The sequence below is a fragment of the Saccharothrix syringae genome, assembly GCF_009498035.1.
Taxonomy (GTDB): domain Bacteria; phylum Actinomycetota; class Actinomycetes; order Mycobacteriales; family Pseudonocardiaceae; genus Actinosynnema; species Actinosynnema syringae.
On record NZ_CP034550.1, the window covers coordinates 9,141,559 to 9,167,331 of the forward strand.

Here is a 25,773-nt window from a genome sequence, read left to right on the forward strand (position 1 = left end):
TCTACTGGATCCGCCCCCGGAGCCGGCGCGCAACCCCGGGCCCGCGCGTCCTCAGGACTTGACCAGGCGACCGATCGCGGCGGAGGCTTCGGCGATCTTCTCGTCCGCCACCTCGCCGCCGGCGGCCACGGCCTGGGCCACGCAGTGCTTGAGGTGCTCGTCGAGCAGCCCCAGCGACACCGCCTGCAGCGCCTTGGTGGCGGCCGAGATCTGGGTCAGGACGTCGATGCAGTAGTCGTCGTTCTCGATCATGCGCTGGAGGCCGCGGACCTGGCCCTCGATGCGCCGCAACCGCTTGAGGTACGCGTCCTTGTCCGCCGTGTAACCGTGCATCGCTCCCGGCCTTCCCTACCCTGGGCGGGTATCTCCCCCCAGGATAGGCCACTCGACCGGGTGTGACCGGGGCCACGCGAGGTAGCTTCGGACATCCTCACATTTCGGCCTCGGCGGTTTAGCCCGCGAAATGACCCGTCCGGGGGCATCAGTCACATTTTCAGCGCGAAAGGTTAGGCGATATTCAGGTCGTGCACTATGGTGTCGTCGAAGCGTGTGGCGCAGCACAAGTCGAGGGCAGCACGCGCTATGCGAGCACACACGGAGGAACAGTGGCACAGCAGACCGTCGTCCAACTCATCGACGACCTCGACGGCAGCGAAGCCGCCGAGACCGTGACCTTCGCGCTGGACGGTGTGGAGTACTCGATCGACCTCTCCAAGGAGAATGCGGACAAGCTCCGCGACTCCCTGGCGGACTTCGTCGCCAAGGCGCGCCGCGCCGGCGGCCGCAAGCAGCGCAAGGGCACCGGCAAGAGCACGGTAAAGGCTGGTGACAAGGCCCAGGCGCAGGCGATTCGGGACTGGGCGCGCGCCCAGGGGCACCAGATCTCCGACCGGGGCCGCATTCCCCAGGGCCTGGTGGTCCAGTTCCAGGAAGCGCACGCGTCCTGACCGGCACCCCGGTTTTCCCCTGCGGCCACAGCACCCGACCGCAGGGGGAAACCGCAGGTCAGTGGTTCAACCACACCCTGGGAAAGGGCTGCCGAGCAGCCTGAGGAGGGCGGCCGCCTTGACCGTGGTCTCCTCGAATTCCGCCTGCGGGTCGGACAGCGCGATGACCGCCCCGCCGACCCCGAAACTCGCCTTGTCGCCGTCCACCACCAGCGTCCTGATGACGATGCTGAAGTCGGCCGTTCCGGACAGCGAGAAGTAACCCAGCGCCCCCGAGTACACCCCCCGGGGCCCGGCTTCCAGCCCGTCGACGATCTGCATTGTCCGGATCTTGGGCGCCCCCGTCATCGACCCCCCGGGGAACGCCGCCCTAACGGCGGACACGGCGGAACTGCCGGAACGGAGTCTTGCCCGAACCGTGCTGACGAGCTGGTGCACCGTCGCGTAGCTCTCCACGGCGAACAGCCGGGGCACCTCCACGCTGCCGACTTCAGCGTTTAGCCCCAGATCATTGCGGACCAGGTCGACGATCATCAGGTTCTCCGCCCGGTCCTTCGGGCTGGTGGCCAGGGACGTGCGCAAAGCCCGGTCCTCGGCCGGGTCGGCCCCGCGGGGGCGCGTCCCCTTGATTGGCTCCGATTCGACGACGCCCCGCCGGTCCACCCGGATGAACCGCTCGGGCGATGTGCTGAGCACGGAGAGCGCGCCGAAGCGGAGCAGCGCGCCGAACGGGGCCGGGCTTTCCGACCGCAGGAACCGGTACGCCTCCCACGGGTCCAGCGCGCCGCGCCAGGTCACCTCGTTGGTCAGGCACACCTCGTAGCTCTCGCCGGCCGTGATGGCCTCCTGGCAGGCCGCCACCAGCTTCAGGTACTGGGCACGGCCGTGCCGGGCGGTGGCGGGACCCGCCGGGCGGGGCGGGGCCGGCGGGGCGGCCGGGGTGGCCGGGGTGGCCGGGGTGGCGGGGAATTCGCGCAGGAATTGCGCCGTTCGGTCCAACCAGCCGTCGTCGGACAGCGCCAGCAGGTGGACGCGGCGGGAATCGTGGTCGAACACCAGGGCCCGGTCGGCGAAGACGAACGCCGCGTCCGGCTGCTCCGACCGGTGGGCCGCGTCGCCGCCGCACTCGGCCTTCAGCTCGTAGCCGAGGTAGCCCACCCAGCCCAGGGCGAACTCGAACGGCACGTCGGGCGGTGCCACCCGCCACGCCGCCAGGTCGGCCTCCAGCCAGTCCAGGAAGGGACCGGGGTGCTCGACACCGCCCACGGTCACCCGGCCGGTCGCCACGTCGTACCGCGCCACGCGCGCCAGGGGACCGCTCGCGTCGCCCATCACGGAGAACCGGCCCCGCGGCCCCGCCAGGCTGCTGTCCAGCCAGAACGCCTCGGCGGAGGTCCCGTAGAGGGCGGCGAACACGGCCTCGGGCGGCGGGTGGGCGTCCACCCGCCGCACCAGCACCTCGCGCTCACCCGATCCGGCGACGGGACCCACCCCGGGTGGGGCGAGGGGTTCGGGGTCGACGGGGCTCGGGGCGGCAGGGCTCGGGACCGCGGGTCCCGCCTCGGGCAGGGCGCCGGGCCCCGCTCCGAGCACCCCGGCGGGCACGACGGCCGCCCCGGCCGAGGCCCCCTCGGTCAGGTCGCGGAAGTTGGCCAGCAGCCGGTGGCCGTGCGCCGTGCACACCGACTCGGGGTGGAACTGCACCCCCCACGCCGGCCGCGACCGGTGCCGCACCCCCATCAGCACCCCGTCGGACCCCGACCAGGCGGTCGCCTCCAGCGACGCGGGCAGGTCGGACACGGCCAGCGAGTGGTACCGCACCACCTGCAGCGGCGAGGGCAGCCCGGCGAACAGGTCCTCCCCGGTGTGCCGGACCTCGTCCACCACCCCGTGCCGGGGCGTCACCAGCCCGACCGTCGCCCCGTGCGCCAGGCACAGCCCCTGGTGCCCCAGGCACACCCCCAGCAGCGGCAGCTCCGCGTGCTCGACCACCGCCCGGCACAGCCCGAAGTCACCCGGCTCCTGGGGGCGCCCCGGGCCGGGCGAGATCACCACGTTGTCGAACGACGGGAGCCAGGACAGCCGGAACCGCGGGTCGTCGTTGGCGATGACGACCGGCTCCCGCCCGTTCACCTCGGCCAGGTACTGGAAGAGGTTGAACGTGAACGAGTCGTGGTTGTCGATGAGCAGCGTCCGCATGGCAGCGAGGACGGTACCTGCAAGAACACCCGAACGGGGGAAGCCGGGCGCGCCGGCTCCCCCCGCGCGGCGCTACTCCAGGTGGAACCGCTGGTCGGCCGCGAGGGCGGCCAGCTGCCGCGCCGACAGCGGCACCTCGGCCATGCCCGGGAGCCCGGAGTTGCCGAACGCCCTGGACACGCCGACCTTCACCAGCGTGCCGTCGGGGTGCCGGTAGAACGCCGCCGAGTCGTAGGTGTCGCGCTGGCGGTCGGCCCCGGCGCCGGTCACCACGCCGACGCGCCTGCCGTCGACCTCGACGACCTCGCACGTGCCGCCCGAGATCGGGTAGGGCTCCTGCGTGGCGGCCTCGCACGCCTCGCCGCGGATGGTGTTGTTGCCCTTGGTCTCGACCTCCACCCGCAGCTTGGCGACACCCGGTTCGCCCAACCGGACGAGCGGCGTGATCGCCGTGTACTCCCAGACCTGCACGCCGTCGACGGTGTCCGCGTACTGCCCCTGGACCCGGGTCATGGGGCCGTGGTCGGGGTAGCCGACCCGCTCGCGGTCCTCGGCCCTGAGCCCGGCGGGCAGCGCCGCGCCCACGTCGGCCAGCAGCTTCGTGGCCCGGTCGGCGTGGGGCCCGCTGGTCGCGGTCCGGTCGGTCTGACCGTCCGGCCACGACGGCTTGGTCTCCGACGTCGACGACGAAGCCGACGACGGTGCCGACGGTGCCGACGGCGGTGGCGCCCCGGTGAGGGTGACCGACGGCGGTGCCGGGTTCGACGGCCCGGCGCCCACCCCCGGTCCCGCCCCGCCGCCCGCGGTGGGCACCAGCGCCGCGCCCACCGCGATGCCCACGACGGCCAGCCCGGCGACCCCGGCACCCCACGTGGCCCGGCGGCGGCGGTCCGCCCGCCTGCCCCGCTCCAGCGCCGCCGCGACGTCCATCGGCGGCGGCGGGCTGCTCGCCACCACCGCGTCGCGCAGCGCGCCCTTCAGTTCGTGCTCGTTCATCGCACCTCTTCTCCCAGCTGGGGGGCGACCAGGCCGCGCAGCGTCTGCAGCCCCCGCGCGGCCTGGCTCTTCACCGTCCCCTCGGAACAGCCCAACGCCCTGGCGGTGTCCTCCACCGACAGGTCCTCCCAGTACCGCAGCACGATCACGGCGCGCTGCCTCGGCGGCACCCTGGCCAGTGCGTCGAGCAGCACCAGCCGGTCCTCCGGTGAGCCGCCGCCGACCGCGGGCGCCTCGGCGGCCGGCACGCCGACGCGTTCCCTGCGGAACCACCCGCGGCGCAGGTCCGACACGAAGGTCCGGACCAGCGCCCGCCGGGTGTAGGCGTCGAGTGCCTCGTGCCGGTTGACCCGCCGCCACGCCACGTAGAGCTTGGCGAAAGTGGCCTGCACCAGGTCCTCGGCGCGGTGCCAGTCGCCGCACAGCAGGTACGCCGTGCCGCGCATGGCCTCGGACCGCGCCGCGAAGTACGCCGCGAACGCGGTGTCCCGATCACTCATCCGTCCTCCCCACTGCGGTACGCGGTACACACGCCCGCGGGGCCCCGGCGGGTTGCACCCCGGTTCCGGATTTCGTGGAAACTGGGGTGCACACCACTGGGGAGGCTTGGCTTGTTCGGGTTGTTGTTGGCCGTCGTGTTCGGTGCGGCGCAGTACTACTTGTGGAAACGCCTGGTCAGGGACACCACGCGGCCCGGGCTCGCGCGCCGGGTCGCCACGGTGGTGTTCGTGGTGCTCTACGTGCTGATGATGGGCGCGGTGGCCGTGTCCGGCACGAGCAACTGGTTCGCCACCGCCCTGTCCTGGCCCGGTTACGTGTGGCTGGCCTGCGTGTTCTACGGCGCGATGGTGCTGGGCGTGCTGGAGGTCCCCAGGGTGCTGCTGGTCCGGGCGGCCCGCGGGCGAGAGGTATCAGTAGCCGTAGGACCCGAAGTGTCCGAAGGTATTCCCGAAGCCTCGGCCGAGCCCGTCCCGGAGGCCCCCGGGGTCGACCCGGGCCGCCGGCTGTTCCTGGCGCGCTCGCTGGCCGTGGCCGGCGGCGTGGCCACCGCGGGCGTGGTCGGCTACGGCCTCTCGGAGGGCCTGGGCGGCCCGCAGCTCAAGCGGGTGCCGATCACGCTGGCCAAGCTCGACCCGCGGCTGAACGGCTACCGGATCGCCGTGGTGAGCGACATCCACCTGGGACCGCTGCTGGGCCGCGGGCACACCGAGCGCATCGTGCGGCTGATCAACGAGCAGCAGGCGGACCTGGTGGCCATCGTCGGCGACCTGGTCGACGGCTCGGTGGCGGAGCTGGGCGAGGCGGCGTCGCCGCTGCGCGACCTGGTGAGCACGCACGGCAGCTTCTTCGTCACCGGCAACCACGAGTACTACTCGGGCGCGCAGGAGTGGCTGGCCGAGGTGGAGCGGCTGGGCGTCAACCCGCTGCGCAACGAGCGGCTGACGATCGAGCGCGGCGGCGCGGCGTTCGACCTGGCCGGGGTGAACGACGTCAACGGCAAGTCCTTCGACGACGCGCCGGACTTCGCGCGGGCCCTCGACGGCCGCGACACCAGCCGGCCGGTGGTGCTGATGGCGCACCAGCCGGTGCAGGCGCGCGAGGCCGCCAAGCACGGCGTCGACCTCCAGCTGTCCGGGCACACGCACGGCGGGCAGATGTTCCCGTTCCACCTCGTGGTGGGGTTGCAGCAGCCGGTGCGCAGCGGCCTGGAGGTCATCGACGGCACCCAGGTCTACACCACCAACGGCGCGGGTTTCTGGGGTCCGCCGGTCCGCGTGGGCGCCCCGCCGGAGGTGACCGTCGTGGAGCTGCGTCACAACTTCGCCGGCTGATAGCGCGTTTTTCACCTTCAGCGCCTAGAGTGGACGGCCGTGCCTGAAGACGGTCAGACCGTGCCTGCTCACGGTTGCGGAGGGGGACCCCTAGCGAGATGACGAAGAGCTTTGCCGATCACCGGCTTGACGAGGCAACAGCTCGTATTCGTCATTTCCTGGACCGAGATCGCCCGGACACGCCCTGCCTGGTCATCGACCTGCCGACCGTGCGCGAGCGGTTCACCGCCATCCGCGCCGCGCTGCCGCGGGTCGGCGTCTTCTACGCGGTGAAGGCGAACCCCGCGCCCGAGGTGGTCGAGCTGCTGGCCGCCGAGGGGTCGAGCTTCGACGTGGCCTCGCCCGCCGAGATCGACCTGTGCCTGGCGCGGGGCGCCGCACCGGGCGCGATCTCCTACAGCAACCCGATCAAGAAGGCGCGTGACATCGCGTACGCGCACGAACGCGGCGTGCGACTGTTCGTGTCGGACAGCGAGCAGGACGTGCGCGCGATCGCCGCGCACGCGCCCGGCGCGTCGGTGCTGCTGCGAATCCTGGTCAACAGCAAGGGTTCCACGTACCCGTTCGGGAAGAAGTTCGGCTGCGCGCCCGAGATGGCGGCGGATCTCCTGCGGCTGAGCCACGAACTCGGGCTCGTTCCGCTCGGGGTGGCCTTCCACGCCGGGTCGCAGCAGCTCGACCCCCACGGCTGGGACGGCGCGATCGCCGACGCCGCCGGGGTGGTGCTCAAGCTGCGCGCCGAGGGGCTGCCGCTGACCACGCTGAACCTGGGCGGCGGCCTGCCCGCCGGCTACCTGGAGCAGCCGCCGCCGCTGGCCGACTACGCCGCGGCCATCACCGCGTCGATCGAGCGCCACTTCGGCGACTTCTCCCCCGAGGTGATGGTGGAGCCGGGCCGCGCGGTCGTGGCCGAGTCCGGCCTGCTGCGCTCCGAGGTCGTGCTGGTGTCGCGCAAGTCCTATTCGGACGAGCGGCGCTGGGTCTACCTGGACGCGGGCCGCTACGGCGGCCTGGCCGAGACCGAGGGCGAGGCGATCGCCTACCCGCTGGTGGCCTGCCGCGACGGCGTGCCGCTGCCCGAGAGCCCGGCCGGGCCGGTCGTGCTGGCCGGGCCGACCTGCGACGCCGACGACGTCCTCTACCAGCACACCCGCTACGAGTTGCCGCTGGACCTGCGCGCGGGCGACCACGTCGACCTGCTCGGCGCGGGCGCGTACACGGCCAGCTACTCGTCCGTGGCCTTCAACGGCTTCCCGCCGCTGGCCACCTACTGCGTGCGATGAGCGCGCCCACGGTTGTCCCTGTAACTCCTGCAGATGTTTGGAGTGATTGATGTCCGAACTCCCGTGCGGACCCGAGCCGGTCGGCTTGTTCGCAGGACAGCACGTGCTCGCCGAACTGGAAGGCGTGAGCCCGGAACTGCTGGACGACGAGCGGTTCCTGCGGCACGCGCTCGGTGAAGTGCTCACCCAGGCTGATGCCACGGTGTTGGAGGTGGTCTCCAAGCAGTTCGAGCCGCAAGGGGTCACCGTGCTGGCCCTGTTGTCGGAGTCGCACGCGTCCATCCACACCTACCCCGAGGTGGGGAAGGTGTTCGTGGACGTGTTCACGTGCGGCACGCGCGCCAAGCCCGCGCTCGCGGTGCAGCTCCTGGCCGAGGCGCTGGGTGCGGTGTCCGCGCGGACGGACGTGATCAGCCGGGGCACCCGCGTCCCCGCGCTCGTCGGTGAGGAGAAGTCTTGATCCGCGAACCGCTCGCGGCCGGCCTGACCAGGCACTGGGACGTCGACGAGGTGGTCGTCGACACCCGGACCGCGTTCCAGCACCTGGTGATCGCCCGCACCGCCCAGGGCCTGTCGCTGTTCTGCGACGACGACCGGCAGAGCACCGAGTTCAGCCAGCTGACCTACCACGAGGCGCTGATGGTCCCCGCGCTGCTGCTCGCGGACCGCGTCGACCGGGTGCTGGTCATCGGGTCGAGCGAGGGCGTGGTGTGCCAGATGGCGGTGGCCGCCGGCGCGTCGGTGGTCGACCACATCGACATCGACGAGCAGGCCGTCAAGCTGTGCGCCGAGCACCTGCCCTACGGCTACACCCTCGACGAGCTGGCGCTCGCCGAGAAGGGCGAGGGCCCGGTGCGGGTGCGCTACATCGACGGCTACGAGTACATCCGCACGACCTCGGAGCGCTACGACATCGTCCTGGTGGACCTGCCGGACGAGCGCGAGGAGGAGGCGCAGCACAACCGCCTCTACGGCGAGGAGTTCCTGCGCATGTGCAAGGCGCTGCTCACGCCGGGCGGCGTCGTGGTGTCCCAGGCGGGCTGCCAGACCATGTGGCGCAACACCACGCTGGTCCGCATGTGGCAGCGGTTCAACGACGTGTTCGGCACGGTGGCGTACTACGGCTCGGACGAGCACGAGTGGGCCTACCTGTTCGGCCGGGCCGACGAGGTGGCCGACCCGACCGCGCTGATGGTCGAGCGGCTGCCGGCGTGCGGGTACCGGCCGGAGTCGATCGACGAGCTCGCGCTGCGCGGCAACTCGATCCCGCCGTACCGGGTCCGGCACGCCGGGGCCTGAGCCTGGTCGCACCGGGGGCCGTTCCGCTTCGCGCGGGGCGGCCCCCGGTCGTTCTTCCGGCTCTCGAAGGTGAACCGGTGCAGGTTCAGGGCGATGAGCTTCTTGTCACCCGTGGCCACCTTGAGGTCAAAGTTCTCCCGGAACCGGTCGTTCATCATCGTGGAGGTGGAGCCGCGCCGCCGCGTGCGCGCGCCGTGGTCGACTGCCGCCCGATCCCCGCGGCCGAGGCCGCCTCACCGGGACTCGTGTCCTCCAGGAAGGTCCCCGGGGCGTCGGGCTGCTCCAGGTCCAGGTCCGTGCCCAGCAGTTCATCGTCCTGGACGACATGGCGCACCACTGCGGGACGGCGGAGCTTTTTCCACTGGCGCGGGGGACAGCCGCCCGGAGGTGACGTCACGCCCCGGCACGATCCGGAACAATGCCCCGGAACCGGCGTGGGAGATCGTCACGCGGGAGAGGAACCAGGCGCCTCCCGTAACCGCGTTCGCGGTGGACCGCCTTGCCGGAGGTCGGGCGCGTCCTGCGCTTCCCGCGTGATCCAGCGGTGCAGGTGTTCCGGGAGCACTTCGAACGTCCGGTCGGCCGTGGTCCCGTCTGCGGGGAAGACCTGTACGTCCACCGCCTGCACCGCGACCTCCCGACCGGATCCGGGGTTGACCCGTCGACCGGCCGGGCGGCGACCGGCGTTGGCACCGATCGGGCTAGCGGCGGAGTCAGCGCGGTTCCGGCTCGGCGGAGGTGACCGCGTGCTCCCGCCGGGGGCCGTTCCGCTTCGCGCGGGACGGCCCCCGGTCGTTCTTCTACGCCAGCGCCCGCTTGAGGAAGTCGACCTGGAGCAGCAGCAGGTTCTCGGCCACCTGCTCCTGCGGCGTCATGTGGGTGACGCCCGACAGCGGCAGCACGGTGTGCGGTCGGCCGGCGGCCAGCAGGGCGCTGGACAGCCGCAGCGTGTGGGCGGCCACCACGTTGTCGTCGGCCAGGCCGTGCACGATCATCAGCGGGCGGGCCAGTTTCGGCGCGTCGGCGATGAGCGAGTTGGTGTCGTAGACCTCGGGCTTCTCGTCCGGGTGCCCGAGGTACCGCTCGGTGTAGTGGGTGTCGTAGAGGCGCCAGTCGGTGACCGGCGCGCCGGCGATGCCCGCCTGGAAGACGTCCGGACGGCGCAGCACGGCCAGCGCCGACAGGTAGCCGCCGTAGGACCAGCCGCGGATGCCCACGCGGGTCAGGTCCAGGTCCGGCTGGGTCTCGGCGACCGCGTGCAGGGCGTCGACCTGGTCCTGCAGGGTGGCGCCGGCGAAGTCGAAGGCGATGTCGCGCTCCCACTCCGGACCGCGCCCCGGCGTGCCGCGGCCGTCCACGACCAGCACGGCGAAGCCCTGGTCCGCCAGCCACTGCGAGGTCAGGTAGGCGTTGCGGGCGGCGAGGACGCGCTGGGCGTGCGGGCCGCCGTAGGGGTCGAGCAGGACCGGGAGCCTCGTGCCGGGCACGTGGCCGCTCGGCAGCAGCAGGGCCGCCCGCAGCCCGCGCTCGCCGACGGTGAGCAGCCGGACCTCGGGGGTCAGCACGGGCGTCTCGGCGAACGTGGCGATCCCGCCGCCGGTGGACACGGTGACCTTCGACCCGAAGTGGTCCAGGCCCGCCGAGACCAGCACCAGCACCCCGCCCGCGCGGACCGCGCTGTGCACACCGTCCTCAGTGGACAGTCGGGTGGCGCCGTCGGCGGTGACCAGGTGGACGTGGGTCTGCGTCGGGTCGTCGGCGGAGGCGGTGACCAGCACGCCGTCCTCGGCCACGTCCAGCACCGCGCGCACCTGGAGGCCGTCCGGGGTCCACGCCTTGTCGCCGACCACGAGGCGGTTGGCGCCGTCCACCGGCAGCACGCGCAGCAGCTCGCCCGACGGCGTCCAGCGCGGCGTGCCGGGCACGACCTCCAGCCAGTGCGGGTCGCTGTCGTCCGCGACGACCTCGGTGGCGCCGGTCCCGACGTCGACCGCGAGCACCCGGACGCGGCGCTGGTCGCGGGACTGGACCTGGAGCAGCGGCGCGCCGTGGGAGGTCCACGAGGCGGTGTTGAGGTAGGGGAACGCCTCCCGGTCCCAGGTGACGTCGACCCGGGCGCCGTTGAAGATCGAAACCGTCACGTCGGCGTTGGCGGTGCCCGCGGCCGGGTAGGCGATCTCGCTCGCCGGGGTGCCGGGGTTGGCCGGGTCGGCGATGTACCAGCGCGCAACCGGCGCGTTGTCCACGCGCGCGGCCAGCACGTGCTCGCCGTCCGGGGAGAACCAGTAGCCGCGGTGGCGGCCCATCTCCTCGGCGGCGATGAACTCGGCCAGGCCCCAGGTGACGTCCGGGCCGTCGGGCGCGGCGACCACGCGGTCCACGCCGGTCTCCAGCTCCACCACGTGCAGCGCGCCGTCGACGACGTAGCCGACCCGGCAGCCGGTCGGGTCCAGCCGCGGGTCGACCGCGGCGCCGTCGACCGGCAGCTCGCGCACCTCGGCGGTGGCCAGCTCCACCACGAACAGCCGCCCGGACAGGGTGAACACCGCCTGGCGCACGGCCGCGTCGGTCGCGTAGCCGACGATGCCGGCGGCCTGCTCCCGGGTCCGCTCCCGGCGCGCCCGCTCCTGCGGGGACAGGTCCTCGGGGTCGGTCAGCAGGGTGGCCGGGTCGACCAGCAGCGACTCGGTCCGCGAGGCGGTGTCGAACGCCCACAGCCCGTTCGCCCGGCCGGTGGCCGCGGCGGTGCGCAGGAAGTACACCTTGGCCCCGTCGGGTGCGACGGTGAAGGTCCGGGGTGCGCCGAGGGTGAAGCGCTGGGTGCGCGCGTGCTGGCGCGGGAAGGAGATCTCGTTGCCCACCCGCACACCTTACGCGTGCGGGGTCGGCCGCGACCGTACTGTGGTCGGTGGGGTCCGGGGCCGACCCGAGGAGGTTCGCGATGAACCACGACGATGCGATGGACGAGCCGCGGCAGACGAACCAGCCGGGCCGGACGAACCAGCCGGGCCAGGCGAACCAACCGGGCCGGGCGAACCAGCCGGGGCGGTTGGGCGAGCGGCTGGCCGCGGCGGTCGCCCGGGGCGACTACCGCGCGGCGAGCCTGCTGGCGGGCGAGCTGGCGGCCGACCGCCTGCGGGCCGGTGACCTGGGCGGCGGCCTGGCGCTGACCGAACGGCAGCACGAGTACGCCGAACGGGCCGGGACCGGCCCCTGGACCCGGCTGGCCATCCGCTGCCGCCCCTTCCCCGCGCTGGTCGCCGCCGGGCGCGCGGACGCGGCGCTGGACGGGGCGCTACGCCTGCTCGCCGAGGCGGACGGCCTGCCCGAGACCTCCGACCGACCGGAGGACTTCGCGCCGTGGCAGGTGCGGGAGGCCGTGCTGGACGTCGCCGCCGACGCCGCGACCCGGCTCGCCGACTGGGAGCGGGCGCTGGAGCTGCGCCGGCGGGCCGCGGCGTCGAAGGCCGACCGGGGCGCGCCGCCGCGCGAGTGGCTGGCCGTGCTGTTCGAGGGCACGCAGGCGCTCACCCGATTAGGTCGCCTGGACGAGGCGCGCGAGGTGCTGCACCGCTGCCTGACCGAGGCGGAGGGCGACCACGCGCTGCACTCGCGGGCGTTCAGCGCCCTCGCGGGGCTGGAGGCCGAGCCGGACCTCGCGCTGCGGTACGGGCGCAACGCCCTGCGCTACGCCTACCGCTCCGGGGCGGTGCCCCTCGTCTCGGCCTGCCACGACCGGCTCGGGTTCCACCTGGCCACCCGGGCCGGCCTGCCCGAGGAGGCGCTGGCGCACAACCTGGTCGCCGCGGTGCTCGACGCCCTCACCGGCACGCCCGGTTCCCCCGACTGGGCGGTGGCCGCGTTCGGGCTGCTGCCGGGCGACTCGGCCGTGCCGGCGCGCTGGGAGCGGGTGCGGGAGCTGGTCGGCCGGGTCGACGGCGTCCCGCTGGGGCCGCTGGTGGCGTCGCTGTCCGACGACCCGGCGGCGCCGCAGCGCGCCCTGGACGCGGTGCTGGTCGAGGTGCGCAGCCGCGACGTCGCGCTGCTGAACACCTACCTGAGCCTGTGGCTGCCGGTGGTCGACGGCATCCGCGCCGCCCGCGCCGGGGACGGCGCGGCCGAGGGCAGCGTGCGCGAGGTGCTGGCCGGGCCCGGCGCGCGGGGCGGGTGGCGGACGCTGGCCGGTGGGCTGCGCCGGCTGCTCGACGACGGCGCCGCGGCCGGTCCCCTCCGGTCCGACGACCGGGTGGACCGGCTGGTCCTCGACCGGGCCGTCGAGGTGCTGACGGGCGCGCGGCGGCTGCCCGGCGGCCTGTGGCGGCTGATCCCCGACTGCGCGGTGCTGTCCGAGGCCCACACCGCCGCGGTCCGCCGGCTGCCCGCCGGGTCGGTGCCGGGGTTGGCGGCCCGGGGCGACACCCCGTTCACCAGGGCGCTGCGCCGGCTCGTCGCCGGGGAGCGGGAACCCGACGTGCTCGACGGGGTGGCGCCGCCGCACGACGCGGGGGTGCGGCTGGTGCTGGAGCTGCTCGCGGAGGACCGCTGACCCCTGTCTTCGGCCACGCCTGAACCGCCGCCGTGACGGGTCCGTAATCGTCGGTGGAGCGATCGACGGACCTAGGAGGAGTTGAGCGTGATCCGACGAAACCGCGTCGCCATCGCCGTCGGGGCCGGCATGGCAGTCGTGCTGGCGCTGGTCATGTGGACGTCCAACACCACGGTGCTGCGGGGCACGACGGTGGCCCAGACCGGGCAGGTGGACGCCGCCGCCCAGGACGGGTACGAGGTGCCGCTGGCGCCCGCGACCAGCGAGGAGGCCGCGACACCCGAGGCCGCGGCGGCGCCCGAGGCCCAGGCCGCGCCGGCGGGTCCGCAGGTCACCCTGGTCGGCAAGACCGTGCCCAAGATGGGCGAGGTCGTGCAGGACGGCGACGGCCGCACGCTGTACCGGTTCGACAAGGACGCGCCGGACCCGGCGAAGTCCAACTGCGAGGGCCAGTGCGCGGTCACCTGGCCGCCCCTGCTGAGCAACGGGGGCAAGCCCCTGCTGCAGGGCGTCGACCCGGACCTGGTGTCGACGGTCAAGCGCGCCGACGGCTCCGAGCAGGTGACCCTGGCCGGCTGGCCGCTCTACACCTACGCCAAGGACGAGGCGCCGGGCCAGTGGAAGGGCCAGGGCGTCGGCGGCACGTGGTTCGTGGTGCAGCCGAACGGCAAGCGCAACGTCGAGTGCCTGCCGCCGGGCGTGGCCGCGCCGGCCCAGTAGTCCACTGTGGAGCGCCTTGATCCCCCGGCTGGGGTTGGCCGGGGGATTTGGGCGTCCCGCAGCGGGTCAGAGGACCCGCGCGGCCTGCTCGAAGTCCAGGCGCGGGTTGCGCGGCCGGTAGCCGGCCTCGTCCGGGTGCCCGATGTTGACCACCACCAGCGGGACCACCCCGCTGCCGGCGAAGAACTCCCGGCGCACGCCCTCGGCGTCGAAGCCGGTCATCGGGCCCGCGGCCAGCCCGACCGCGCGCACGCCCACGATGAAGTAGCCGACCTGGAGCAGCGCGTTGGTCCGGGCCACCTCGGCGCGGCGGGCGTCGTCGGCGAACGCCTCGCGGGCGTTCGCGAAGTGCGGGAACGTCACCGCCATGTGCTCGGGGAAGTCGGTGTCCGCGGCCAGCACCGCGACCACCGGGGCCGAGCGGGTCTTGGCGCGGTTGCCCTCGGCCAGGTGCGGCACCAGCCGCTCCTTGGCCTCGTCCGAGCGCAGGAACAGCACCCGCAGCGGCTGGCTGTTCATGGCCGTGGGACCCCACTTGACCAGGTCGTAGACCGCGCGCAGCTGCTCGGGGGCCACCGGCTCGTCGGTGAACGCGTTGGCGGTGCGCGCCTCGCGGAAGATCAGGTCCTCGAATGCCCGCGTGTCGAGTGCCGAGGTCATGGGCCGCACCTCCTGGTTGTCCCGTGCGCTTGCCCACGGGACAACCAGGGGCGCGGCGGCGCTATTTCGTCAGGTGGCGACCTTCACAGGTTCGGGTACAGCGGGTGCTTGGCCGCCAGCACGTCGACGCGCGCCCGCAGCTCCGCCAGGTCCGACGAGGGCTGGAGGGCGAGCGCGATGATGTCGGCCACCTCGGCGAAGTCCGCCGCGCCGAACCCGCGCGTGGCCAGGGCGGGCGTGCCGATGCGCAGGCCCGAGGTGACCATCGGCGGGCGGGGGTCGTTGGGCACCGCGTTGCGGTTGACCGTGATGCCCACCTCGTGCAGGCGGTCCTCGGCCTGCTTGCCGTCCAGTTCGGACGCCACCAGGTCGACCAGCACCAGGTGCACGTCCGTGCCGCCGGTGAGGACCTTCACGCCGGCCTCGGCCGCGTCGGGCCGGGACAGGCGCTCGGCGAGGATCTTCGCGCCCTCGACGGTGCGGCGCTGGCGGTCGGCGAACTCCGGCGACGCGGCGTGCTTGAACGCCACCGCCTTGCCCGCGATCACGTGCTCCAGCGGACCGCCCTGCTGGCCCGGGAACACCGCCGAGTTGATCTTCTTGGCCAGGTCGGCCTCGTTGGTCAGGATCACGCCGCCGCGCGGGCCGCCCAGCGTCTTGTGCGTGGTGGTGGTCACCACGTGCGCGTGCGGGACCGGGCTGGGGTGCAGGCCCGCGGCGACCAGGCCGGCGAAGTGCGCCATGTCCACCATCAGGTAGGCGCCCACCTCGTCGGCGATGCGGCGGAACTCGGCGAAGTCGAGCTGCCGCGGGTAGGCCGACCAGCCCGCCACGATCAGCTTCGGCCGGTGCTCGGTCGCCAGCCGCTCGACCTCGGCCATGTCGACCCGGCCGTCGGCCTCGGAGACGTGGTAGGGCACCACGTTGTAGAGCTTGCCGGAGAAGTTGATCCGCATGCCGTGCGTCAGGTGGCCGCCGTGCGCCAGGTCCAGGCCCAGGATCGTGTCGCCGGGCTGGAGCAGCGCGAACATCGCGCACGCGTTGGCCTGCGCGCCCGAGTGCGGCTGCACGTTGGCGAAGCCCGCGCCGAACAGCGCCTTGACCCGCTCGATGGCCAGCCGCTCGATCACGTCGACGTTCTCGCAGCCGCCGTAGTAGCGCCGCCCCGGGTAGCCCTCGGCGTACTTGTTGGTCAGCACCGAGCCCTGCGCCTGGAGCACCGACACCGGCGTGAAGTTCTCGGAGGCGATCATCTCCAGCGTGCTCTGCTGCCGGTGCAGCTCGGCGGCGACGGCGTTCGCGACCTCCGGGTCGAACTCCGCGAGGGAGGTGGTGAAGTGCTCGGACATGTGGATCTTCTCCCTGGGTCAGCTGGATCGCTTGTAGAACGGCAGTGCGACGACCTCGACCGGCTCGTGCCTGCCCCGGACGTCGACGGACAGCTGCGTGCCCGGCGCGGCGTGGTCGGGTGCCACGTAGGCCATCGCCACGGAGTAGCCCAGGGTCGGCGACAGCGCGCCGCTGGTGACCTCGCCGACCGGGGTGCCCGCCGCGTCCAGCACCGGGTAGCCGTGCCGCGGCGCCCGGCGCGAGGTGGTCTTCAGGCCGACCAGGGTCGCGTCCACGCCCCGCTGCGCGACGGCGGCCAGCGCGTCGCGGCCGACGAAGTCCCCCGGCTTGTCGAGCTTGACCACCCGGCCGAGGTTCGCGTGGAACGGCGTGCGGTCGCGGCCCAGCTCGTTGCCGTACAGCGGCATGCCCGCCTCCAGGCGCAGCGTGTCGCGGCAGCCCAGGCCCGCGGGCCGCAGGTCGTGCGGCGCGCCCGCGGCCAGCAGCGCCCGCCACACCTCGACGGCGTCGCCGGGCGCGACGAACAGCTCGAAGCCGTCCTCGCCGGTGTAGCCGGTGCGGGCCAGCAGCGCGGGCCTGCCCGCCACCTCGGTCGGGTAGGAGGCGTAGTACTTGACCGTCGACAGGTCGGTGGGGGTGAGCCCTTCGAGGATCGCGGTCGCCTTCGGGCCCTGCACGGCCAGCAGCGCGTAGTCCGCGGACCGGTCCTCCACGGTCGCGTCGAAGCCCTCGGCCCGCTCGACCAGCGCCCCGTGCACCACGGCCGCGTTGGAGGCGTTGGCCACCACCAGGTACTCCTGCTCGCCGGTGCGGTAGACGATCAGGTCGTCGACCACGCCGCCGTCGGCCTCGCAGATCATCGTGTAGCGGGCGCGGCCGACGCCGATCGCGGAGGCGTGCCCGACCAGGGCGTGGTCCAGCGCGGCGCCCGCGGCGGGACCGGTGAGCACGATCTCGCCCATGTGCGTCAGGTCGAACAGGCCCGCCGACGCGCGCACCGCCCGGTGCTCGGCCAGCTCGCTGTCGTAGCGCAGCGGCATCCGCCAGCCCGCGAAGTCGGTGAACATGGCACCCAGCGCCTCGTGCTCGGCGTGCAGGGGCGTGCGGCGGCTTTCCATCGGGCGGGGTCCTCCCTGGGTGCGGGCATGCCGGTAGCGCCGACCGGTCGGGTCGGCGGGCACGTGAAGGATGACACGGTCCATCGGAGACTCCTCGTCGAGTGAGCCTCCCCCTCTGTCATGGGCCTGAGAGCTTCGCCGCTGCGCGGCTTGCACCGTGGGCGAGGCGCGCCGGGGCGCCTGCTTTCCAGAGTTGCCTTCGTCGGCGGTAGCTGTGCCTGAGAGATTCCGGGGAGGGGTTGCTCCTTCGGCGCCCCACCCGGGGTGGGGACTCTCCCGCGCGACGTCGACGGCCGTGTTCAGTTGGTACCGCCAGACGCTAGGCGGGCCCGGGGGCCCGGTCAACCCTGCTCACAGGGCCTTGCCCGCGTGGAGGCTCGCGACCACCCTGCGCTCGGCGATGAACGACACGAACGGGATCGTGCCCGCGAGCAGCACCAGGGCCGTGCCCTTGATCGACCAGCGGGCCTTGAGCGCCAGGTCGACGGTCAGCACCAGGTAGACCGCGTAGAGGAAGCCGTGCACGGGGCCGACGACCCGCATCATGCCGGCGCTGTCGCCCACGTACTTGACGAGCATGGCGACCACGAGCAGCAGCAGGCCGACGCCGACCACGTAAGCCATGAACCGGAACCTGGTCACCGCGCCGCTCATCGCCCTACCTTCGCCTCACCGCTGGTCCCGCGCGTGCAGCTCGGCGAGCATGCGGTTGTAGGCCGCCAGCTCGTCGTCCTCGTCGTGGTGCGCGGGTGCTCTTACGGGCTCAACGGTAACCACCGGCTCGACCGGCTCCGCGACCGACCCGCCCCCGGGCCTGTTCACGGGCTCCTCGGCGGTGCTCCCGGCGGTCTCGTCGGCGCTGTCGTCGGCCGCCTCCGCCCGGCGGCTCGCCTCCAACTTGCGGAAGCGCCACACCATGAACGCGGGGAACAGGCCGAACAGGGGCCACTGGAAGACGTAACCGAGGTTCTGGAACGTGCCGCCCGCGTGGGAGAACCGCTCCCACTGCCAGTAGGCGAGGCCGCAGCACACGACCAGGGAGACCACGCAGGTCAGCGCGATGGCGGCCCGCTTGGGGGTGATGGTGCCCGGCACGCCTCCAGGGTACTTCGCACCCCGGGCGACCCGGCGCGGCGGCTCACCGCCGCCCGGTCCCGCGCTCAGCCGATCCGCGCTCGACCGCCGCTCGATCCCTGCTCGATCCGGCCTGCTCGATCCGGCCTGCTCGATCCGGCCTGCTCGATCCGGGCCTGATCCCTGCTCGATCCGGCCCGCAGTCCCGCGATCCCGGGTTCCACGCCTCGGGTCCGCGCTCTCGGGCCGGTCTCGCATCTCACACTTCGGGCATCTCACACTTCGGGCGGCTCGCGCTGTCGAGCGAGCCACACCTCCGGGCGAGCCACACCTCCGGGCGAGGGCTCCTCCCACCGGAGCCCGCCCTCGGGCAGGGGCTCCTCGACCACAGGAGCCCGCCCCTCTCGTGCCGGACTAGGCGACGCCGTCCCGGCGTTGCCTCTGCAACCTGGCCACGCACCAGGCCGCCGCACTGCCCCGACGCAGGTGCTGGAGCACCGTCATCGGTCCGAGTCGACGACCGAGGTCGGCGGGCGTGAGCCCGGCCGCCCGGTAGTCCAGAGCGCGCTGGTCCAGCGGGCTGATGCCGGCGTCCCACCACTGCTCCGCCTCCGACAGGTCTCCCACCAGCTGCCAGTAGCTGGCCGCGGCCGCGAGCAGGGCCTCGGGCACCTCGGGTGCCCGCTTCCGCATCGCCGCCACGTAGGCGGGGTCCGCGGACTCGACCCGCATCAGGCCGCGGTGACCGCCGTTCGCCCGCTGCACGGGGATACCGGGGGACGGCGGGGCTTCCGCGAGCCACGCGTCCTTGATCCGGTTGACCTCGCGCAGCTCGGCGTCCTCCGAGCGCTCAGCCGCCCACTGCCGCAGCAGCTCGTCGACTCCGGAGTCCTCGACCATTCTGCCTCCTCGTCGGTCGAAGATCAGCCAATGCAGCGCACCGTATTAGCGGGTACCGACAACCGCTAGACCCCGGTTTGTCAAAAACCCTGTTACCAGCGCGTTATAGCCCTCATTCCACCCGTACGGTGCAACGTCGAGGGCCGTTTGCTACTCACAGTCACCGCACGGATCGGGCCTCGCGAGGTGGACTAGGCGAAGAGGCTGCGGACGAAGGTGATGATCGACTCCGCACCCTGCTGGAGCCACCCGAGACCCGTGCGCACCCCTTCGGCGGACTCGTTCGGCTGGGTGATCAGGAGGAACAGCACCAGCGCGACCGCCGCCAGCGTCACCACCTTCTTGACGTTCACTGATCGGTCTCCGTCCGTTCACTGGGCAGGGGTTGGCGGGCGCCGCACCCGTCGCGTCACCCGACATGGTCTCGCATTCACCCGGATGACGAGCACCGAACCCGCCGGCATCCCTCGACCGGGCGCTGTTCCACCCACGCAGGCCCGCACCGAGCGACCCCCACGTCACCTGATCGGACTATCAAGGGGACCGGCGGTCCCGCCGATCACCTAGGTACGGGCACTCGCCCACCCCCCTGGCACGGACCCCGGAGTTGAGCGACACCGTCACGTCTCCACTGCTCATCACCTGTTTGCGGCGGCTCACGCACCGAGCGTGACAAAGACCCACGACGCCCGCCGGCATTTCTTCGCCACCTCTTCAGGTGATTTTTCGCGCTCATTTGCGATCACCGGACGACCCGGAACACCCGGACCGCCCGGAACACCCCGAACCCCCACCCGAAGCACCCCCACCATTCCCCCCAACCCGCGAGTCCTCCACTCCAACACCGCGAGTCCTCCACCCAGACACCGCGAGTCCTCCAGTCCGACACCGCGAGTCGAACCCCCAGACCCGTCGTGTCGAACCTCCAGACCCCCCGAGTTCCACACTCAGCCCCGGCGTGTCATGCGCTCAAGCCGCGCGTGTCATGCGCTCAGCTCCGGCGTGTCACGCGCTCAGACCCGGCGAGTCACGCGTCCAGACTCGCCGAGCCGAACGCCCGAGCCCCACCCCGGCGTCAGCCGACCACCCCGGCCCGCCGCAGCTCGGCGATCTCGTCGCCACCCAGCCCCAGCTCCTCCAGCACCTCCACCGTGTGCTCCCCCACCCCGGGCGGCGGCGCGGGCACGTCGGCGGGCGTCCGGTCGAACCGCGGCGCGGGCGCCGGCTGCGCCACCCCGCCCACCTCCACGAACGCCCCCCGGGCCGCGTTGTGCCCGTGCCGCGGCGCCTCACCGGGCGCCAGCACGGGCGCCAGGCACGCGTCCGTCCCCTCCGCCAGCCCCGCCCACTCGTCCCGCGTCCGGGTGGCCACCGCCGCCGCGATCCGGGCCCGCAGCTCCGGCCAGTTCGCCGGGTCGTGCCTGCTCGGCACGTCACCCTCGGCCAACCCCAGCACCGCCAGCAGCTCGGCGTAGAACTTCTCCTCCAACGCCCCGACGCTGACGTACTTCCCGTCCGCCGCCTCGTACACGTCGTAGAACGGCGCACCGCCGTCCAGCAGGTTCTCGCCCCGCCCACCGGGCCACGCCCCCGCCGCCGACATCCCGTGCAGGAACGTGGTCAGCAGCGCCGCACCGTCGACCATCGCCGCGTCCACGACCTGCCCGCGCCCCGACCGCTCCCGCTCGTACAGCGCGGCCAGCAGCCCCAGCGCCAGCAGCAGCCCGCCACCGCCGAAGTCGCCCACGACGTTGAGCGGCACGGTCGGCGGCGCGCCCGCCCGGCCGATCGGCTCCAGCGCCCCGGCCACCGCGATGTAGTTGATGTCGTGCCCGGCGCGGTCGGCCAGCGGCCCGGTCTGCCCCCACCCGGTCATCCGCCCGTAGACCAGCCGCGGGTTGCGGGCCAGGCACTGCGCCGGCCCGATCCCCAGCCGCTCGGTCACCCCGGGCCGGAAGCCCTCGACCAGCACGTCCGCCCCGGCCACCAGCCGCAGCACCAGCTCGGCGCCCTCCGGGCGGCGGACGTCCACGCCGACCGACCGCCGCCCGCGCCCCAGCACGTCCGCGGGCCCGGCCGGGCCCGACACCCGGTCGACCCTGGTCACGGACGCGCCCAGGTCGGCGAGCACCATGCAGCCGAACGGCGCGGGCGCCAGCCCGGCCAGCTCGACGACCTTCAACCCCTCCAGCGGCCCGGGCACTAGAGCGACCTCGCGATGATTTCCTTCATGATCTCGTTCGTCCCGCCGTAGATCTTCTGCACGCGCGCGTCCGCCCACGCCCGCGCGATGGGGTACTCGGTCATGTAGCCGTAGCCGCCGAAGAGCTGGACGCACTCGTCCACCACCCGGCACAGCCGCTCGGTGGCCCACCACTTGGCCATCGCCGCCGTGGGCACGTCCAGCCGGCCCGCCAGGTGCTCCGACACGCACTCGTCGACGAAAGCCCTGGTCACGCGGGCCTCGGTGGCGCACTCGGCCAGCGTGAACCGGGTGTTCTGGAACTTGATCAGCTCCCGCCCGAACGCCGTGCGCTCCTTGACGTAGGCCAGCGTCAGGTCCACCGCCGCCTCGATGCCCGCGATCGAGGCCACCGCGATGATCAGCCGCTCCTGCGGCAGCTGCTGCATGAGCTGGATGAACCCCTGGCCCTCGCCGGTGCCCAGCAGGTTCGCCGCGGGCACCCGGACGTCGTCGAAGAACAGCTCGGCGGTGTCCTGCCCCTTGAGCCCGATCTTGTCCAGCACCCGGCCGCGGCGGAAGCCGGGCGCGTCCGCGGTCTCCACGACCAGCAGCGAGATGCCCGTCGCGCCCTGCGAGGGGTCGGTCTTGGCGACCACGACCACCAGGTCGGCCTGCGCGCCGTTGGTGATGAACGTCTTGGAGCCGGACAGCACGTACCCGTCGCCGTCGCGCCGGGCACTCGTCCTGATGTTCTGCAGGTCGGACCCGCCGCCCGGCTCGGACATGGCGATCGCGCCGACGTACTCGCCGGAGGCCAGCTTCGGCAGCCAGCGCCGCTTCTGCTCCTCGGTGCCGTACGCGAGGATGTAGTGGGCGACGATCCCGCTGTGCACGCTGTTGCCCCACGAGCTGTCGCCGGCGCGCGCCTGCTCCTCCAGCAGCACGGCCTCGTGCGCGAAGGTGCCGCCCCCGCCGCCGTACTCCTCGGGGATCGACAGGCACAGCAGGCCCAGCCCGCCCGCCTTGTTCCAGAAGTCGCGGTCGACCTGCTTCTGGGCGGCCCAGCGCTCCTGGTGGGGTACGGCCTCCTTGGCGAAGAACGTCCGGGCCAGGTCGCGCAGCTGGTCCAGGTCCTCGGTCATCCACGGTGATCGGCGAGTCGGCATGCCCCGACGGTGCCACCGGCGGGGCCGCGCCGCCATGACCGGGGCGCGCCAGGCGGGCGGCCGATCGTGAGCGCAATGGTCATGTCGACGACACGAACGTGTGAACTCGGTTGAGCTAATAAGTCACCTGCGGCGGTCATGGGCGCGGCGGCCGGCGGACCCTACCGTTGAGTACATGAGCGAAGCCTTGATCTTCGACGCGGTGCGCACACCGCGTGGCAGGGGAAAGCGCGGATCGCTGCACAGCGCCAAGCCGATCACCCTGGCCTCCGGGGTGCTCGGGGCGCTGGCGCGGCGCAACGACCTGGACACCTCGGCCGTGGACGACGTGGTGTTCGGCGTGGTGTCACCGGTCGGTGAGCAGGGCGCGGACATCGCGCGCACGGCGGTGCTCGCGGCGGGCTGGGACCTGCGGCCGGCGGGCGTGCAGCTCAACCGGTTCTGCGCCTCGGGCCTGGAGTCGGTGAACCTGGCCGCGGCGAAGGTGGCGTCCGGGTTCGAGGACCTGGTGGTGGCGGGCGGCGTCGAGTCGATGTCGCGGGTGCCGATGGGGTCCGACGGCGGCGCGTGGATGGCCGACCCGGAGACGAACATGGCCACCAACTTCGTGCCACAGGGCGTGAGCGCCGACCTGATCGCCACGCTGGAGGGGTTCACCCGCGAGGACGTCGACGCCTACGCGCTGCGCTCGCACCAGCGGGCGACCCTGGCCCGTGACAAGGGCTACTTCGAGCGGTCCCTGGTCCCGGTGGTCGACCAGAACGGCGTGGTGCTGCTCGACCACGACGAGGCGATCCGCCCGGAGACCACGATGGAGGGCCTGGCCAGGCTCAAGCCGTCCTTCGCGTTCCACGGCGAGCTGGGCTTCGACGCGGTGGCCATCGACCGCTACCCCACCGTCGAGCGCATCGAGCACGTCCACACCCCGGGCAACTCGTCGCAGATCGTGGACGGCGCGGCGGCGATGCTGATCGGCAACGCCCGCGCGGGCCGGGAGCTGGGCCTCACCGCCCGCGCCCGGGTCGTGGCCACCGCCGTGGTCGGCACCGAGCCCACGATCATGCTCACCGGGCCCGCGCCGGCCGCCCGCAAGGCGCTGGACAGGGCGGGGCTGACCGTCGAGGACATCGACCTGTTCGAGGTCAACGAGGCGTTCTCGTCGGTGGTGCTGAAGTTCCGGCGCGAGCTGGACCTGCCCGACGAGAAGGTCAACGTCAACGGCGGCGCGATCGCCCTGGGCCACCCGCTGGGCGCGACCGGCTGCATGATCCTCGGCACCCTGCTCGACGAGCTGGAGCGCCGGGACCTGCGCCGGGGCCTGGCCACGCTGTGCGTGGGCGGCGGCATGGGCATCGCGACGATCATCGAGAGGGTCTGATGGCAATCCACTTCGAGCGGGACGACGAGGGGATCGTCACCCTCACCATGGACATGTCGGGCTCGGCGAACGTGATGAACGCCGAGTACCACCGGGCGATGGGCGAGGCGGTCGCGCGGCTGGAGGCCGAGCGCGACGAGATCACCGGCGTGGTGCTGACCTCGGCGAAGAAGACCTTCTTCGCCGGCGGCGACCTCAACCTGCTGGTCCGGATCACCCCGGACAACGCCGGCGAGGCGCTGGAGTTCGTCGAGGAGGTCAAGGCCCAGCTCCGGCGCCTGGAGCAGCTCGGCAGGCCGGTCGTGGCGGCGATCAACGGCTCCGCCCTGGGCGGCGGGTTCGAGATCGCGCTGGCGTGCCACCACCGGGTGGTCCTGGACGACGACCGGATCAAGCTCGGCCTGCCCGAGGCGACGCTGGGCCTGCTGCCCGGCGGTGGCGGCGTGACGCGCATGGTGCGGCTGCTGGGCGTGCAGCCCGCCCTGCCGCTGCTGATGGAGGGCAGGCAGCTGCGGCCGGCGCGGGCGCTGCAGGCCGGGATGGTGCACGAGCTGGCGGCCACGCGCGAGGAGCTGGTCGAGAAGGCGCGGGCGTGGATCAAGGCCAACCCGGAGCCCGTGCAGCCGTGGGACCGGCCCGGCTACGCGGTGCCGGACCTCAAGCCCGGTGACCCGAACGTGTACGGGCTGCTGGCCGCGGCGCCGGCCGTGCTGCGCAAGAAGACCCACGGCGCGTACCCGGCGCCGGAGAAGATCATGGCCGCGGCCGTCGAGGGCGCGCTGCTGGACTTCGACACGGCGTTGCAGGTCGAGGCGCGGTACTTCGTCGAGCTGGTCACCGGCCAGGTCGCCAAGAACATGATCACCACGTTCTGGTTCCAGCTGAACGAGATCGCCGCCGGCGGCTCGCGCCCGGACGGCGTCGCGCCGTCGAAGGTGACCAAGGTCGGCGTGCTCGGCGCGGGCATGATGGGCGCCGGCATCGCGCAGGTCAGCGCCAAGGCGGGCATCGAGGTGGTGCTCAAGGACGTGACCCGGGAGGCCGCCGCGCGCGGTGCGGCCGACACCCCCGGCATCACGCCGACCGACTCCGACGCCGACCTGGCGGGCTGCGACCTCGTGATCGAGGCCGTGTTCGAGAACCGCGAGCTGAAGAACCAGGTGCTGCCCGCGGCCGAGGCGGCGGCGCTGCCCGACGCGGTGATCGCGTCCAACACGTCCACGCTGCCGATCACCGGCCTGGCGTCGGCGGTGCCGGACCCGACGCGGTTCATCGGCCTGCACTTCTTCTCGCCGGTGCCGAAGATGCGGCTGGTGGAGATCATCCGCGGCGAGCGGACGTCGGACGAGACGCTGGCCCGCGCGTTCGACTACGTGCTCCAGATCGGCAAGACCCCGATCGTGGTCAACGACAGCCGCGGCTTCTACACGTCGCGGACGTTCGGCACGTACGTGACCGAGGCCGTGTCGATGGTCGCCGAGGGCGTGTCGCCCGCGCTGATCGAGAACGTGGCGCGGCGCGCGGGCATGGCCGTGGGGCCGCTGGCGGTGTCCGACGAGGTGACGCTGACGCTCCAGCTCAAGATCCGCGACCAGACGCTGGCCGACGACCCGGCGGCGGCCGGCGCGCTGGGCGACCACCCGGCGTTCGCGGTGCTGGAGGAGCTGGTGGCCGAGGGGCGCACCGGCAAGTCCGGCGGCGCCGGGTTCTACGAGTACCCGGAGGGCGGGAAGAAGTTCCTGTGGCCGGGGCTCAAGCGCTACGCGCGGGCCGACGCCGGGGTGACCGAGCAGGACGTGGCCGACCGGCTGCTGTTCATCCAGTCGCTGGAGACGGTGCGGTGCCTGGACGAGGGCGTGCTCACGTCGGTCGGTGACGCGAACGTGGGCAGCGTCTTCGGGTTCGGCTTCGCGCCGTGGAGCGGCGGCACACTCCAGTTCATCAACTCCTACGGCCTGACCGGGTTCGTCGAGCGCGCCGACTACCTCGCCGACACCTACGGCGAGCGCTTCCGCCCACCCGCCTCCCTCCGCGACCGCGCCGCCACCAACACCCCCTACTGATCCACGCGAGTCGAACCTCCAGACCCCGCGTGTCGAACCTCCAGGACCCCCGAGTTC

General features: G+C 73.0%; 23 protein-coding genes and 2 riboswitches. Of the genes, 9 read left to right on the plus strand and 14 right to left on the minus strand.

From position 1 onward, the window contains the following. Window positions 1-51: 51 nt before the first annotated feature. A complete protein-coding gene (locus EKG83_RS38180; RefSeq protein WP_033430610.1) occupies window positions 52-333 on the minus strand; it encodes a metal-sensitive transcriptional regulator in 282 nt (93 codons plus the stop codon). 272 nt (window positions 334-605) lie between these two features. Between EKG83_RS38180 and EKG83_RS38185 the strand changes: the two genes are divergently transcribed. Next, on the plus strand, window positions 606-947 hold the full coding sequence (locus EKG83_RS38185) for a histone-like nucleoid-structuring protein Lsr2 (protein ID WP_033430611.1): 342 nt from the start codon (window positions 606-608) through the stop codon (window positions 945-947). 66 nt (window positions 948-1,013) lie between these two features. Here EKG83_RS38185 and pabB read toward each other — a convergent pair whose 3' ends face one another. The 3 genes from pabB to EKG83_RS38200 form a co-directional block, all read right to left on the minus strand. Continuing rightward, on the minus strand, window positions 1,014-3,146 hold the full coding sequence (pabB, locus tag EKG83_RS38190; RefSeq protein WP_033430612.1) for an aminodeoxychorismate synthase component I: 2,133 nt from the start codon (window positions 3,144-3,146) through the stop codon (window positions 1,014-1,016). Window positions 3,147-3,218: 72 nt separating this feature from the next. Continuing rightward, the gene (locus EKG83_RS38195; protein WP_051765539.1) at window positions 3,219-4,142 is read right to left on the minus strand and encodes a hypothetical protein; all 924 of its coding nucleotides are present in this window, start codon (window positions 4,140-4,142) and stop codon (window positions 3,219-3,221) included. Then, the gene (locus tag EKG83_RS38200; RefSeq protein ID WP_033430613.1) at window positions 4,139-4,642 is read right to left on the minus strand and encodes a SigE family RNA polymerase sigma factor; all 504 of its coding nucleotides are present in this window, start codon (window positions 4,640-4,642) and stop codon (window positions 4,139-4,141) included. Before EKG83_RS38200 ends, EKG83_RS38195 begins: the two co-directional genes overlap by 4 nt. A gap of 432 nt (window positions 4,643-5,074) precedes the next feature. On the opposite strand from EKG83_RS38200, the gene EKG83_RS38205 reads away from it, so the two are divergent. From EKG83_RS38205 to EKG83_RS38220, 4 genes are all read left to right on the plus strand, one after another. Continuing rightward, a complete protein-coding gene (locus tag EKG83_RS38205) occupies window positions 5,075-5,974 on the plus strand; it encodes a metallophosphoesterase (RefSeq protein WP_322746619.1) in 900 nt (299 codons plus the stop codon). A 98-nt stretch (window positions 5,975-6,072) separates the two neighbouring features. After that, complete coding sequence (locus EKG83_RS38210; RefSeq protein ID WP_033430615.1) at window positions 6,073-7,257, plus strand: type III PLP-dependent enzyme; 1,185 nt, start codon at window positions 6,073-6,075, stop codon at window positions 7,255-7,257. Window positions 7,258-7,306: 49 nt separating this feature from the next. After that, window positions 7,307-7,717: an adenosylmethionine decarboxylase gene (gene speD, locus EKG83_RS38215; protein WP_033430616.1), complete on the plus strand. Its 411-nt coding sequence runs from the start codon at window positions 7,307-7,309 to the stop codon at window positions 7,715-7,717. Beyond that, entirely contained in the window at window positions 7,714-8,556 is an 843-nt protein-coding gene (locus EKG83_RS38220; protein WP_033430617.1) for a spermidine synthase, read from the plus strand. The genes speD and EKG83_RS38220 overlap by 4 nt, the downstream gene beginning before the upstream one ends. A gap of 800 nt (window positions 8,557-9,356) precedes the next feature. Here EKG83_RS38220 and EKG83_RS38225 read toward each other — a convergent pair. Then, window positions 9,357-11,417: a S9 family peptidase gene (locus EKG83_RS38225; protein ID WP_033430741.1), complete on the minus strand. Its 2,061-nt coding sequence runs from the start codon at window positions 11,415-11,417 to the stop codon at window positions 9,357-9,359. Window positions 11,418-11,497: 80 nt separating this feature from the next. On the opposite strand from EKG83_RS38225, the gene EKG83_RS38230 reads away from it, so the two are divergent. Together EKG83_RS38230 and EKG83_RS38235 are read left to right on the plus strand one after the other, a co-directional pair. Then, window positions 11,498-13,102 (plus strand): hypothetical protein, encoded by a 1,605-nt coding sequence (locus EKG83_RS38230; RefSeq protein ID WP_033430619.1) that lies wholly within the window; start codon window positions 11,498-11,500, stop codon window positions 13,100-13,102. 87 nt (window positions 13,103-13,189) lie between these two features. After that, a complete protein-coding gene (locus EKG83_RS38235) occupies window positions 13,190-13,822 on the plus strand; it encodes a COG4315 family predicted lipoprotein (RefSeq protein WP_033430620.1) in 633 nt (210 codons plus the stop codon). A 66-nt stretch (window positions 13,823-13,888) separates the two neighbouring features. On the opposite strand, the gene EKG83_RS38240 is transcribed toward EKG83_RS38235, so the two are convergent. The 9 genes from EKG83_RS38240 to EKG83_RS38275 form a co-directional block, all read right to left on the minus strand. Then, window positions 13,889-14,482: a malonic semialdehyde reductase gene (locus EKG83_RS38240; RefSeq protein ID WP_033430621.1), complete on the minus strand. Its 594-nt coding sequence runs from the start codon at window positions 14,480-14,482 to the stop codon at window positions 13,889-13,891. A gap of 83 nt (window positions 14,483-14,565) precedes the next feature. Further along, complete coding sequence (gene glyA, locus EKG83_RS38245; protein ID WP_033430622.1) at window positions 14,566-15,831, minus strand: serine hydroxymethyltransferase; 1,266 nt, start codon at window positions 15,829-15,831, stop codon at window positions 14,566-14,568. Window positions 15,832-15,849: 18 nt separating this feature from the next. Beyond that, window positions 15,850-16,950: a glycine cleavage system aminomethyltransferase GcvT gene (gene gcvT, locus EKG83_RS38250; protein ID WP_033430623.1), complete on the minus strand. Its 1,101-nt coding sequence runs from the start codon at window positions 16,948-16,950 to the stop codon at window positions 15,850-15,852. Between the two features lie 108 nt (window positions 16,951-17,058). After that, a riboswitch (glycine riboswitch) is annotated at window positions 17,059-17,146 on the minus strand. A 1-nt stretch (window position 17,147) separates the two neighbouring features. Then, window positions 17,148-17,239: riboswitch (glycine riboswitch) on the minus strand. A gap of 62 nt (window positions 17,240-17,301) precedes the next feature. Further along, entirely contained in the window at window positions 17,302-17,604 is a 303-nt protein-coding gene (locus EKG83_RS38255; protein WP_033430624.1) for a DUF3817 domain-containing protein, read from the minus strand. A gap of 15 nt (window positions 17,605-17,619) precedes the next feature. Next, window positions 17,620-18,045 carry a hypothetical protein gene (locus tag EKG83_RS38260; protein ID WP_033430625.1) on the minus strand — a complete coding sequence of 142 codons (426 nt, stop codon included), beginning with the start codon at window positions 18,043-18,045 and terminating at the stop codon, window positions 17,620-17,622. 393 nt (window positions 18,046-18,438) lie between these two features. Further along, window positions 18,439-18,924 (minus strand): hypothetical protein, encoded by a 486-nt coding sequence (locus tag EKG83_RS38265; protein ID WP_033430626.1) that lies wholly within the window; start codon window positions 18,922-18,924, stop codon window positions 18,439-18,441. A gap of 191 nt (window positions 18,925-19,115) precedes the next feature. Continuing rightward, window positions 19,116-19,277 (minus strand): hypothetical protein, encoded by a 162-nt coding sequence (locus tag EKG83_RS47270; protein ID WP_170191822.1) that lies wholly within the window; start codon window positions 19,275-19,277, stop codon window positions 19,116-19,118. A gap of 722 nt (window positions 19,278-19,999) precedes the next feature. After that, entirely contained in the window at window positions 20,000-21,127 is a 1,128-nt protein-coding gene (locus EKG83_RS38270) for a CaiB/BaiF CoA transferase family protein (protein WP_033430627.1), read from the minus strand. Beyond that, window positions 21,127-22,275, minus strand: a complete 1,149-nt coding sequence (locus EKG83_RS38275) for an acyl-CoA dehydrogenase family protein (protein ID WP_084716337.1) — start codon at window positions 22,273-22,275, stop codon at window positions 21,127-21,129. The genes EKG83_RS38270 and EKG83_RS38275 overlap by 1 nt, the downstream gene beginning before the upstream one ends. Window positions 22,276-22,450: 175 nt before the next feature. On the opposite strand from EKG83_RS38275, the gene EKG83_RS38280 reads away from it, so the two are divergent. Both EKG83_RS38280 and EKG83_RS38285 read left to right on the plus strand, forming a co-directional pair. Continuing rightward, the gene (locus EKG83_RS38280) at window positions 22,451-23,653 is read left to right on the plus strand and encodes an acetyl-CoA C-acetyltransferase (RefSeq protein WP_033430629.1); all 1,203 of its coding nucleotides are present in this window, start codon (window positions 22,451-22,453) and stop codon (window positions 23,651-23,653) included. Continuing rightward, window positions 23,653-25,716, plus strand: coding sequence for a 3-hydroxyacyl-CoA dehydrogenase NAD-binding domain-containing protein (locus EKG83_RS38285; RefSeq protein ID WP_033430630.1), 2,064 nt, complete (start codon window positions 23,653-23,655; stop codon window positions 25,714-25,716). The genes EKG83_RS38280 and EKG83_RS38285 overlap by 1 nt, the downstream gene beginning before the upstream one ends. The last annotated feature ends 57 nt before the right edge of the window (window positions 25,717-25,773 follow it).